Below are 12,478 nucleotides of genomic sequence, written 5' to 3' on the forward strand. Positions count from 1 at the left end.
GCACGCGCGCAGCGTCGAGCAGTCCGCCGTTCGTTAGAACGGCGGAACGATCTAGTCATGATAATAGTCCAGCTTCTTTTCGGCGGCGCCCAGCAGCATCTCGACCACAAAGTTAAAGATCCAGTAGATCAGCGCCGCGATCGCAAACGGCACCATGCTCACCTGCGAGGCGACCAGCGCCTTGGCCGTCGAGAACATCTCACCCACGCCAATGGCAAACGCCAGCGACGTGTCCTTGACCAGCGTGATGATCTCGTTGCCCATCGCCGGCAGAATACGCTTGGCGACCTGCGGCATCACGATATACAGAAACGTCTGCATGCGCGAATAGCCCAGCACCTCGGCTGCCTCGTATTGACCGCGCGGAATGGACTGCAGGCCCGAGCGATAGATCTCGGCAAAGTAACCGGCGTAGTTGATGATGAACGCTACGACGCACGCCGTCCACTTGGAATCGGGCGTGAGCGAAATGCCGAACACGTAGTACGGGGCAAAGTAGATGGCAAACATCTGCAGCATGAGCGGCGTGCCGCGCATGACCGAGATATAGATGCGCGCAATCCAGCGGAGCGGCGCGATTTTACTCATGCGCATAAACGCCACGGGGATTCCCAGCGGAATCGACCCCAGCAGCGTCAGCACAAACAACTGCAAACTGACCAAGAAGCCCTGGCCAAGCATCTGCATCATGACCTGAATAGACATTACTTGAGCACCCAATTATCGAAAGATAGACCATAGCTTGAATACTTGTCGCACAGGTCCTTGACCGTGCCGTCCTCGTAGAGTGCCTTGAGCGACTCGGTCACGGCATCGGCCGACTTGGTGTCGCCCTTCTTAAAGCCGACGGCATAGTGCTCACTGGACAGCGGCTTATCAAGCTGCGTATAGGCATCGGGCTTTGCGGCAAGCTGATACTGAGCAATCGAAAGGTCGCACGCCACGGCATCGACCGCGCCGCTCTCGAGCTGCATAAAGGCAGTGTTGTACTCACCGATGGTGTCGAGCGTGGCAAACGTCGCCGCCAAATCCTTCTGATCGCCCTCGAGCACGTCCTGAGCAGCGGAATCGGTCTGGGTGATCACCGTCTTGCCGGCAAGATCATCCCAGCTCTTGATGCCCGCATCCTTCTTGACCACGAGCACCTGCTCGTTGAGCATGTACGGCTCGGAGAACGTGTAGTCGTCCTCGCGACCCTCCATGGTAAAGCCGTTCCAGATGCAGTTGATGGCGCCGGAGTTGAGCAGCGTGTCCTTGGCATCCCAATCGATGGCCTCGTAATCAACATCCCAGCCCTGCTTATCGGCAACGGCCTTGGCAAGGTCGAGGTCAAAGCCGGTGTACTCGCCATCGTCGCCCACAAAGCCGTACGGAGGATAGGACTTATCAAAGCCCACCACGAGCTTCTTGGACTCCGCAGCGCCCTTCACGTCCTTGGCTGCAGCAGAACCGGCAGCGGAACCCTTGCCGGCACCACCGCCGCAGCCTACCAGGCCAAGGCCTAGAACCGTAGCGAGCGAACCGGCTAGACCAACAAACTGACGACGAGACATATCGGTATTCATGGTATTCCCCCTTGGTGGCACTTTAGTTAGGTAAAGTGAGTCATGTAACGTTCAGAATCATACACTTTAGCGTGATAGAGCACAAGGCGAGTTTGCCCGCCGCGTGAGGGGTGTGGGGGTTAAGTTTCCTGCTCTACAGTCCTGCTCACGACGGAGGCCACATTAAGTGGCCTCCTGTTCGTGCGGAACTCGCGATAAACTTAACCCCCACACCCCTCACGCGGCGGGCAACCGTCGTTGGGCTTATCACTGACACGAATAAACCGCTTGTATATCGTCTGCCGGCTTGGCACGGTACAATACTTGCAGCTTTAATTCATGAATTAGTGGAGTTATTGATGGCAGAATCTCGTGCGGAGCGTAAGGCTCGTCGTGCCTTAATCGAGGCGGCTGAGGGGTCGGAGGATAGAACATCTTCTAAGAAATCCAAGTCGTCTCTGAATGCGAAGGGTAAGTCGGCTAAGGGCAAGGCTGAGGCCAAGCGTCCCAGCTCTCGTCGGAGCGAGGATAAGGCATCTCAGGCTCGCTCCAAGCGCCCGTATAAGAATCCGGTTCCGTCTGCGCGCAAGGCCGTTGATCCCAAGTCCCCTTGTTCCATCATGAAAGCTTGCGGTGGGTGCACGGCGCTCAATCGTCCTTATAAGAAGCAGCTCGCCGCCAAGCAGGCTGCTATGGAGGAGCTTTTTGCTTCGCTTTGCGAGCGTGAGGGCATTGCTGTCGATCCCATTCGTGGTATGGGTGTCACCTTGGGCGATCCGGGCAAGTATCCTGCGCCGCGTGGTTTTCGTCATAAGGCTGCCACCCCCTTTGCTCCCGGCAAGGAGGGCACTGTCCGATGCGGCTTTTTTGAGCGCGGCACGCACAAGATCGTCGCCGTACCCGAATGCCCCGTCGAGGCACCGGGCGCCCGTCAGATTCTCAACGGCATCGCACGCGAAGCTGAGCGGCTGCATATTCCCGCCTTTAATGAGGACAAGCATCTTGGTTTGCTTCGCTATGCCGTCGTCCGCTGCGGTTGGCGTACCGACCAGGTCATGGTCACGCTCGTGACCGCTCAGCGCGACTTGCCGCATGCGCAGGAGTTCTTTGAGGCTGTCGCCGCACTCAATCCGCACATCGTCACCGTCGCCCAAAACATCAACGGACGTCCCGGCAACGCCATCCTCGGCGAGGAAACCCGCATTGTATATGGCGCCGAGTGCATGCGCGACCAGCTGCTCGGCTGCGAGTTCGATATCTCCCCCACCGCGTTCTACCAGACCAACCCGCAGCAGACCGAGCTGCTCTATCAGCTCGCGATTGACGGCATGGACCTGCAGCAGGGCGACGTACTCATGGATGCCTATTGCGGTAGCGGAACTATCGGCCTGTGCGCAGCTAAAGATGCCCAGAACAAGGGTATCGGCATTATGCTGCTCGGCGTGGAGCGCAACCCGGCGGGCGTTGCCGACGCACGCCGCAATGCCGAGCTCAACGGCCTCACCCGCAGCGCTTGGTTTATGGCCGACGATGCCACCGACTACATCCTAGATGCCGCCGATAACAACGAGCGCGTCGACGTCCTTTCCATCGACCCGCCGCGCGCCGGCTCCACGCCCGAGTTCCTCGAAGCTGCCTGCGCACTTAAGCCGCGCCGCATCACCTATATCAGCTGCAACCCCGTGACCCAAGAGCGCGACCTGCACCAGCTCCTCGACGGAGGCTATCGCCTGCTCAAGATCACGCCCGTCGACATGTTCCCTCACACCGACCACACCGAAACCGTAGCGGTCCTCGAACGCCGCTAACCAACCTCAGTAGATTTTTGGGACAAGAAAGGGGGCGACCCGCCTGGGCCGCCCCCTTCGCTTGGTTTATAAACTCCGCTACATCCCATTGCGCAGATCGCACACGCCGGCTGCCGCCATCTCGCGCAGCAGCGTCTCGCGGTCGCGCGTCACGATCAAATCCAGCGGGAAGTGAATCTCGTCGAGCATCTTGCGCGCGTGATCGAGCTTGCCAATGGCCATGCCAATGTGCGCATCGGTCGAAACGCCAATGCCCACGCCCAGCTCGGCGCAGCGCTCGGCGATCTTGCGGCATACGACCCAATGCTCAGTGTCGATACCGTGTTCAAGACTATGGTTGTTGATCTCGATAATCTTGTGCTTGGCCTTAGCTGCCAACAGCACCTCGTCGATATCGAACGGCACGCCCGAACGCCCCGTGTGACCCAGCATGAACACCTTGGGGTGCTCCAGGGCATTGATATACATCTCGGTCGTCTGGGCCAGCGTCGCGCCCTCAGCAATCTGCGGATTATGCACGCTTGCAACCAAATAATCCAAATTACGCGTAACCAAATCGAACAGTGAATGCTGACGGCTGTACGAATCGCCGGCGATATCGAGCGTGACAGGAGTGTCCTCGCCAAACAGGCTTCCGTCCAGCGAAACGATATCGGCCTCGGCACCACGCAGCACCAGCACGCCGCTCCAAATGCGCGGCCAGATATCCTGGTTGATAAAGAATTGGTAACTGCGCAGGTCATTGGGGCAAGCCGTAACCATAGAGCTCAGATGGTCGGCAGATCCGAGCACCTGCAGGCCACGCTCTGCCGCCCAGTACACATTCTCCTCAATGGTCGAATATGCATGCGCAGAGAACATCGTATGGGTATGAATGTCACAAGAAAGCAGGTAGGGCATCAGGTCTCCTTATCTGGCACGGCCGTCGCTTATATTCATTGTACTCATAGCCTTCGATAGTCGTAAAACCACTCCATCCCAAAGACACAACGTCCATGACAACGGGGTCCGGCTTAACACCAAACCCCGTTTCACGTAAAACATTGTAGGCAGAGCGCTTTACTTTTAACGATACTCGTCCGCCAACTGTTTCCAAGCGGGTAGCGAATTGACAATCGTTTCGTAACTCACGCAATAGCCCAGGCGGAACCAACCCGGCATACCAAAGCTGTCCGAGGGAACCGCAAGCAACTCATACTTCTTTGCGCGCTCGCAAAACGCATTCGCATCGGGCTCGAGTGCCTTCACCCACAGGTAGAAAGCACCGTCCGGCTCAACATAGGTATAGCCGTAGTCCGTCAAAGCATCGGTGAGCGCCGTGCGGTTGCGGGCATAGGCCCCGACATCACTCGGCTCATCGATGCAATCGATAATTACGCGCTGAAAGAGCGCCGGCGCGCACACGAAGCCCAGCGTACGGGCGGCACCGGCAACGGCGGGCATTAGACGACCTGCCTGAGGATTCGTATTGGGAACCAAGATCCATCCCAAGCGCTCGCCCGGCAGCGAAAGCGACTTAGAATACGAGTAGCACACCACGGTGTTCTCGTAGATCGAGGGCACCCAAGGCACCTCGGCACCGTACACGATTTCGCGGTACGGCTCATCCGAGATGAGCATAATCGGATTCTCGGGATCGCGCTGAGCGTTGGCCTCGCGCAGAACGTTGGCCAGTCGCGTCAGCGTGTCGCATGTATATACGGCACCGGTCGGATTGTTGGGAGAGTCGATGATGACGGCCGCCGTCTTATCGCTGATCGCCTTGAGCACGTTGTCCACGCTCAGCTGGAACGTATCTTCATCGGCGAGCGCCTCAACACACGTACAGCCGGCCTTCTCAATCCAAACGCGATACTCCGGAAAGTACGGGGCGATAACAATAACCTCGTCGCCCGGGTTCGTAACGGCGTTGAGCGTGCAGGTGAGCGAAGCCGCGGCACCCACCGTCATAAAGACGTCTTTGCCCTCATAGCTCGTGCCAAAGCGGCGGTTGAGCGATTCGGCCACAGCGGCACGACATTGCGGCAGGCCCGGTGCGGGCGTGTAGCCGTGCAGCTGGTCGCTCGGCAGCTCCAGGGCCTTCTTAATCGACTCAGCCACGGCAGCGGGCGCCGGAACGCTCGGATTGCCCAGCGAAAAATCGAATACGTTTTCCGCACCGATCTGCGCCTTGCGCTCAAGGCCATAGCTAAAAATCTCACGGATGATGGAGCTTTCCGCACCGCGAGCATACATAGTTTCGTTGATCATCTGTTCCCCTTTCGCATAGGCGCTATTGTACGCTTTAGCCGAGCAAAGTGCCGCAGCAATGTTGATTGGGGACAGACTTAAATGCGTGAAAACGCTCATTTAAGTCTGTCCCCAATCAACAGACGGCCCCATATCGCTCAAAAGAAAAAGCCTCCGCAGGTTTCCCCGCGGAGGCTTTCGCCACAAAGACTATTTGTCGGCGTCGTCGTCGGTGTCGACATCGGCACCGACGACGGCATGGTCATCGTCAGCATCATCGGATGCGGCTTCGGCATCCTCCTGCATGGCCGCCTGCGCAAAGGCCGCGGCATCTGCCGCAAGTTCCTCCTCGCTCATGCGAGGCGCACGCTTCTTGGTCGGCATGCCGGCCGCCTTGGCGTTGCGCTCCTCCTTGGCCGCCAGGATATCGCCCTCGCGCTCAAGGTAGGCATCCCACTCGTTGTCGAGCAGGGCGTTCACGGCGTCGCCTTCGACGGTCTCGCGCTCAAGCAGCACCTTCGCCATCAGATCGAGCTGATCGCGACGGGCGTCCAGGATCTCGACCGCACGACGATGGGCTTCACGCATAATGCGCTGAACCTCGATATCGATGCGGCGCGCCGTCTCCTCGGAGTAATCCTGGTGATCGGCGTAATCGCGACCAAGGAACACCTGATGTTGCGCCTCGCCAAACACTTGCGTGCCCAGCTCCTCGCTCATGCCCAGGCGCGTGACCATCTCGCGCGCCATCTTGGTTGCGCGCTCCAGATCGTTGCTCGCACCCGACGTAATGTCATCGCACATGAGCTCCTCGGCAACGCGACCGCCCAAGAACACGGCGAGCTCGTCGAGCATCTCGTTCTTAGTCTTGAGGAAGTGGTCCTCCTGCGGAAGCTGCAGCGTGTAGCCCAGAGCCTGACCGCGGCTGACGATCGAGATCTTGTGGACCGGATCGGAGTGCTCCAGGATGTGGCCCACCAGGGCGTGACCGCTCTCGTGGTAGGCAATCGTGGTGCGCTCGGCCTCGGTCATCACGCGACCCTTGCGCTGCGGTCCGGCAATCACGCGCTCCATCGATTCCTCGACCTCGTCCATCGAGATCACGGAACGATGACGGCGAGCGGCCAGCAGCGCAGACTCGTTGAGCAGGTTCGCCAAATCGGCACCAGTAAAGCCAACGGTCATCTGGGCGAGCTTCTCAAACTTAACGTCCTCGTCCATCGGCTTGTTCTCGGCATGCACGCGCAAGATCTGCTCGCGGCCCTTCACATCCGGACGGTCGACCGTAACCTGACGGTCAAAACGGCCGGGACGCAGCAATGCCGGATCTAGGATGTCAGGACGGTTGGTCGCAGCGATCAGGATGACCGACTCGCTTTCCTCAAAGCCGTCCATCTCGACCAGCAGCTGGTTGAGCGTCTGCTCGCGCTCGTCGTGACCGCCGCCCAAGCCAGCTCCGCGCTGACGTCCCACGGCATCGATCTCATCGATGCAGATGATCGACGGGGCCTGGGACTTGGCCTCCTTAAAGAGGTCACGCACACGGCTGGCGCCGACACCTACGAACATCTCGACAAAGTCGGAACCCGAGATGCTAAAGAACGGCACGCCCGCCTCGCCGGCAACAGCCTTGGCCAGCAGCGTTTTACCGGTGCCCGGAGGGCCAACCAGCAACACGCCACGCGGGATCTTGGCGCCCAGCTTGCGATAGCGATCAGGATCGCTCAAAAAGTCACGGATCTCCTCGAGCTCCTCGACTGCCTCGTCCACGCCGGCAACGTCTTCAAACTTGACCTTGGGGCGTGTGGCCTCGTTGGTCTTGGCGTTGGTCTTGCCAAACTGCATGTTCCTGTTGTTGGCGCCCATCATCTGGCGCATAAAGTAGAACATGATGGCGATAAGGGCGATCGTCGGAAGCACACTCATCGCCAAGTCGCCCCAAAAATCGGGATCGTTGGTGTTGACGATGTACTTGGTATCGGGGTGCTCCGCCATGAGCTCGGCAAGCGAATCGGAGCCGACATAGGTCGAAGAGAAGCTCTTGAGCTCGCTCGTATCGCCCTTGTCCTTCTTCGTCTTCCAGTAATGACCCGTCACGCTTCCGTCTTGAACCGTATAGGTCAGATCTTCGACGCGATCCTGCTTGATGGCGCTCACCATCTCGCTCGTCGCGAGCTTAACGGTATTGCTGGAATTGGCAAAGCCGGAGCCCATGTTAAAGAAGGCGTAGCCCAGAAGCGCGCAAGCCAAAATAAAATACAGCCAGCCCGTACGCGTGGGCTTCTTGCCTCCGGGCATCCCCGGGATCTTTGGGTCCCGGGGAGTCTGGGAATTGTTATCGTTACGGTCGTCGGGCATCTTACGAATAAACCTCCGGTTTCAAAATGCCCAGATACGGAAGGTTACGATAGCGCTCGGCATAGTCGAGGCCGTAGCCCACCACAAAGGCATCGGGGCAATGGGTTCCAACATACTTGGGCGTGATGGCCGAGACGCGGTCCTCAACGTCCTTCCACAGGAAGGCGGCGACCTCCAGAGAAGCGGGCTTGCGGCTCTCGAGGTTCTTCATCAGATACTTGAGCGTCAGGCCCGAGTCCAGAATGTCCTCGACGATCAGCACGTCGCGACCGCGGATGTCGATATCCAGGTCCTTAATGATACGCACGATACCCGAGGACTTCACACCGTCGCCATAGCTCGAAACAGCCATGAAATCGATGTTGGTCGGCAGCTCGATCTTACGCATCAGGTCGCCCATAAAGACCACGGCGCCGCGCAGGACCGCAATCAGCACCAGATCCTTACCCGCGTAGTCGCGAGTAATCTGCTCGCCTAGGCGAGAGACGATACCGTCGATATCCTCCTGCGTGAACAGAACCTTCTCGATATCCGGATGTTGAGAAGCCATGACAACCCTTTCTTGTGCTTATCGCCCACACACCGCCGTATGGACGCGAACTACACATTCTAGCAGCGCACGGGGTAAATTTACCAGCCCGTGCGCCATCAGCGCGGGAATACCGTCAACGTCGCACAGAATAGCAGGCGTGGGACGCTATTCCGCATCGACCACGCGGAGCAGATATGCCACGCGCGTTGCAGCCGTGCACTTAAAACGCTCGTCCGCGCGAACTCCGGCGACCCACACCACGGCACCCCCCGGCGCCGTCCTCACCATGGGCACGCCGGCGCGCTCGGAAACGGGAATGCGAGCCTCACCTAGCAAGTCGGATACTTTCTTGCTTCGACCACTCATCCCTAACGGGCACATCACGTCTCCCGGTGCAGGACCGTCCACCCACAGGCGCGCCAATCGCGCCTCGGCAGGGATCTCGCCACGCGAGCCCGCCAGGATCCGCTCACTATCGCTGTCGGCAAAACCCAGGGCAGCCGCGTCTACCAAAGCTGTCACTTCCCCGGCAGCTGCAAGCTCACGGGCGCGGCGCACGATATCGCATCCCGGCTCAACGGCCATCGGTTCTGTGACCAGCATACGTCCCCCGCCCAACGGCAAACGACCGGGTACGGTAACCCAGTCCGCGACCAGGCCCTCGCGAGCCGCCGGCGCCTTGAACGCCAGCATGCCAAACTCAATGCGTGCGTCAATCCCCGCCGGAAGCGTGACCGAGCCGGCGCCCTCGGCAACGCAGGAAAGGACTCGCTCCACATGTCGCATCTCTGGACGAGCGTCCGGATCGATGCGCTTAATCGCCAGTCGCACGATGCGCCGCGCGATTACCACCTCGGCCGCAGCAAGGCGCCTGGCATCGAGCACCAGCGCGCCCGCCGCCTCCTTACGCAGGCAGCTTCGAAACGCCTGTGCCGAAAGCTGAGACAAAAACGCGTCCTCATCGCCTAAGATCTCGCAGGCGGCGCCAATCGTCTTGCAGACGCTCGCGTTGCGCTGCGCCACCACCGGCATCACTCGATGGCGCACGTAGTTTCGCAGATACGAGATATCCTCATTGCTCTCGTCTTCACGCCACGGCTGACCATGTACCTGTAGATAGCCCACGAGCTCGCCATGAGTTAGGTCGAGCAAGGGACGCACCACGATATTCCTCCGGCGAGGAATGCTCGATAGGCCAGCGGGCCCCGAACCCTTAATCGCGTTCATCAAAAACGTTTCCGCGCGATCCGAAGACGTGTGCGCGGTGCAGATACGAGCCGCCGTTCGCGGTGCCCCCGTCTGGGCGCAGAGCTCGCGAACATACCTCCGCGCCGCGGCATAGCGCACCTCGCGGGCTGCGGCCTCAATATTGCCCGACTCCCCATCAAAATAAGCGTGCTCCACGCACAGCGGTAAACCATATTTCGCGCAAAGCTCACGCACAAAGGCCTCGTCGCCATCGGACGCCTTGCCGCGCAGATGATGGTTTACATGCAGCACATGCAGGCGCTCGCGAGCAATGGGGGCAACACCGCGTCCGTCTTGGATATCCAGCTTTGATGTGCACGCCATAAGAAGCAGTGCCGTCGAGTCCGCGCCGCCTGATACCATGAGCACGACAGGAGCTGCCTGCTGCCTCGTCCGGGTCTCATCGACTACCCCAGGCACGGCATGGTGTCCATAATGCTGAGATACCGTAGGCATTTGCTTCCTCCTCTATTCGTCCGCACCCATTGTATCCTTTGGAATCTTATGTCTCGTCTGCACCTTCATATCCTCGGCAGTGGCTCTAAAGGCAACTGCGCACTCATCGAGGGCCCGCAGGGGCTCATTATGGTCGATGACGGACTGTCTCGCCGCGAGACATTAAAGCGCATGGCAGAACTGGGGCTCTCGACAGACAACGTCTCGGCTCTTCTCATTACTCATGAGCATAGCGATCACATCAAGGGCCTCGATGTCTGGTGCAAGCACTGGCACGGCCCCCTCTTTGCCAGCAGGGGCACTCTTTCGAGCAAAGAAAATCTTTCGCATCTGCCTGTCGAGGAATTCGATCCCGGTGACGCCCTATCCATTGCCGGCATCCACGTGCAAACCTACTCAACGTCACACGATGCCATCAATCCGGTCGGCTATCGATTCAATGCTCTCGATGATTCCATTGGGTTTGCCACCGACACCGGAGAGCTATCGAGCCAAGCCATGAACACCCTCAAAGATTGTCGAGTCCTCGCACTCGAAAGCAACCACGATGTGACCATGCTGCGCGAGGGAGAATATCCCCGCTTTCTTCAGGAGCGCATCCTGTCTGCAAGGGGACACCTCTCCAACAGCCAAGCCGCCGAAGCCGCGCGCGAACTTGTTACAGATCGCACCGAACAGCTCATTGCCATGCATATCAGCCAAGATAACAATCGTCCGAGCCTTACCGTCAAAAGCTATGCCAAAGCTCTGGCCGCAACCCTGGATGACGAGGTCGGCAGCTCCGCAACCCTTCTCCAAGGATCGCGAAAACTCTCGATACGCCCTGCGAGTCAGTATCAGCCGGCAACCATTCAATAGACTGTCCTAGACAGCAAAAGGGGCCGAGAATCGCTTCCCAGCCCCTTTTGCTGTCTTTTAATAGCGCAGAACACCAACGAAGTTAGTCGATGGAGATCTTCGTAACGTTTTTCTTTTCGACGATCTTGGGAACCGTAACGGTCAGGATGCCGTCAGCGTACTTAGCCGAGAGGCCCTCGCTCGAAGCGTCCTTTAGATACACGCCACGCGTCGCGCTGTACGAGCTGAACTCCTTCTGCAGGAAGTTCTTGCCCTCGTTCTCCTCGTCTTCCTCGACATTCACGCTAATGGACAGACGGCCCTCATTGAGCTCGACATCGATATCGTCCTTGGCGACACCGGTCAGATAGGCCTTGACCTCATAGCCGTCGCCCTTATCCTCAACGTCAACGGGAAACGCCTTGGAAGCAATCGAGTTGTTTGCAAGGTCGGTCATATCATCAAACAGATCGAACAGCGAGCTAGCAGAAGGACGAACGCCAAAAACCGAACGATAAGGAACCATGCTTGCCATGTTTACCACTCCTTTTAGGACTGCCGAGCCATCTTCTAGGTGACTGGGGCTTCTTTTGACGCTCTTATATATGCCCACACAGTGCTTATATATACATCGACTATAAAGTTTTTTGAGTCCAGTACTATAAGCATATCTAAGTGTGTATGACTCAGGTTTTAGTAAGGTTAAGGTTCTTTGAACCAGAGCTTAAATACCGAGTATGTCCCCAGCTACAAATAACAAGGGGCTTACAATGAGCGCGTACACGTTGTTGGTAACGAGCTAAAGGGCATCATGGACGACCAAAACCAGAACAAAATGTTTATGCCGACGCAGGGGGAAGATACTTCCACGCAGCCGCCACGGTTCCATCGCCCCCACATCTCGCAAGAGCCCATTAATGATCCGGAGCCCGAGTATGTGACGAGAAATCGATATCAAACACTCGAAGATGCCCAAACGGGACGTAAACATATGGGCGTCGCCTCGGGAGACCCTGTATATCTGAAAGACGCACCATTATCTAAAAACAGCGCAGCTAGTGAGGAGCCACTGAAAGCATCCGCCGCCAATCAACAAAGAGGTCCTCGACCAAAGCAAACCTTGACGCATTCGGCTCGCTATCTCGAAACGCCAAAACAGGGAAAATCAATCTTCGTTTCGTCAAGTAAACGACGCAAGCAGCATCGACTGACAATCCTGCTTTTGATCATTGTGGCCATAGCAGTTGCCCTTGTTATTCGATTTATTTTCTTTAAATAAAGGCTCAATACCAAAAACAATAAGATTGTCTAGTGTAATTGAGTCCTTTACGCCCTTAAACGCAAAAAAAGGGGGAGGCCGCGAGGCCTCCCCCTTCTCAGTTCAAGCGTACGGCTCGGTGCCGTCCACCGGTCAGCGGCGCCCTGGCCTCCCACGGGCTGACCCCGCAGTACTCTCGGCGCGATGG

11 protein-coding genes are annotated in these 12,478 nt (G+C 58.0%); 3 read left to right on the plus strand and 8 right to left on the minus strand.

Features of this window, described 5'->3' with window-relative positions:
* Positions 1-51: 51 nt before the first annotated feature.
* The gene (locus ABCP74_RS08240) at positions 52-705 is read right to left on the minus strand and encodes an amino acid ABC transporter permease (RefSeq protein WP_195521063.1); all 654 of its coding nucleotides are present in this window, start codon (positions 703-705) and stop codon (positions 52-54) included.
* Positions 705-1,565: a transporter substrate-binding domain-containing protein gene (locus ABCP74_RS08245; protein ID WP_117655764.1), complete on the minus strand. Its 861-nt coding sequence runs from the start codon at positions 1,563-1,565 to the stop codon at positions 705-707. The genes ABCP74_RS08240 and ABCP74_RS08245 overlap by 1 nt, the downstream gene beginning before the upstream one ends.
* A gap of 338 nt (positions 1,566-1,903) precedes the next feature.
* Between ABCP74_RS08245 and rlmD the strand changes: the two genes are divergently transcribed.
* The gene (gene rlmD, locus ABCP74_RS08250) at positions 1,904-3,352 is read left to right on the plus strand and encodes a 23S rRNA (uracil(1939)-C(5))-methyltransferase RlmD (protein ID WP_343001516.1); all 1,449 of its coding nucleotides are present in this window, start codon (positions 1,904-1,906) and stop codon (positions 3,350-3,352) included.
* 78 nt (positions 3,353-3,430) lie between these two features.
* Here the strand turns inward: rlmD and ABCP74_RS08255 are convergent, their stop codons facing one another.
* The 5 genes from ABCP74_RS08255 to tilS form a co-directional block, all read right to left on the minus strand.
* Positions 3,431-4,252, minus strand: a complete 822-nt coding sequence (locus ABCP74_RS08255; protein WP_343001515.1) for a phosphatase — start codon at positions 4,250-4,252, stop codon at positions 3,431-3,433.
* A gap of 165 nt (positions 4,253-4,417) precedes the next feature.
* Entirely contained in the window at positions 4,418-5,602 is a 1,185-nt protein-coding gene (locus tag ABCP74_RS08260; RefSeq protein WP_343001514.1) for a pyridoxal phosphate-dependent aminotransferase, read from the minus strand.
* Between the two features lie 189 nt (positions 5,603-5,791).
* A complete protein-coding gene (ftsH, locus tag ABCP74_RS08265) occupies positions 5,792-7,879 on the minus strand; it encodes an ATP-dependent zinc metalloprotease FtsH (RefSeq protein WP_343001513.1) in 2,088 nt (695 codons plus the stop codon).
* A gap of 61 nt (positions 7,880-7,940) precedes the next feature.
* The gene (gene hpt / locus ABCP74_RS08270) at positions 7,941-8,489 is read right to left on the minus strand and encodes a hypoxanthine phosphoribosyltransferase (RefSeq protein WP_035138721.1); all 549 of its coding nucleotides are present in this window, start codon (positions 8,487-8,489) and stop codon (positions 7,941-7,943) included.
* 147 nt (positions 8,490-8,636) lie between these two features.
* A complete protein-coding gene (tilS, locus tag ABCP74_RS08275) occupies positions 8,637-10,175 on the minus strand; it encodes a tRNA lysidine(34) synthetase TilS (RefSeq protein WP_343001512.1) in 1,539 nt (512 codons plus the stop codon).
* Between the two features lie 48 nt (positions 10,176-10,223).
* Here tilS and ABCP74_RS08280 point away from each other — a divergent pair, with 48 nt between their 5' ends.
* On the plus strand, positions 10,224-11,033 hold the full coding sequence (locus ABCP74_RS08280; RefSeq protein ID WP_343001511.1) for an MBL fold metallo-hydrolase: 810 nt from the start codon (positions 10,224-10,226) through the stop codon (positions 11,031-11,033).
* Between the two features lie 82 nt (positions 11,034-11,115).
* Here ABCP74_RS08280 and ABCP74_RS08285 read toward each other — a convergent pair whose 3' ends face one another.
* A complete protein-coding gene (locus ABCP74_RS08285; protein WP_040359532.1) occupies positions 11,116-11,547 on the minus strand; it encodes an Hsp20/alpha crystallin family protein in 432 nt (143 codons plus the stop codon).
* A 276-nt stretch (positions 11,548-11,823) separates the two neighbouring features.
* Here ABCP74_RS08285 and ABCP74_RS08290 point away from each other — a divergent pair, with 276 nt between their 5' ends.
* Positions 11,824-12,291, plus strand: coding sequence for a hypothetical protein (locus tag ABCP74_RS08290; RefSeq protein WP_295718251.1), 468 nt, complete (start codon positions 11,824-11,826; stop codon positions 12,289-12,291).
* The last annotated feature ends 187 nt before the right edge of the window (positions 12,292-12,478 follow it).

Origin of the sequence: Collinsella aerofaciens, from assembly GCF_039062315.1 — a bacterium.
Lineage (GTDB): Bacteria > Actinomycetota > Coriobacteriia > Coriobacteriales > Coriobacteriaceae > Collinsella > Collinsella aerofaciens_BG.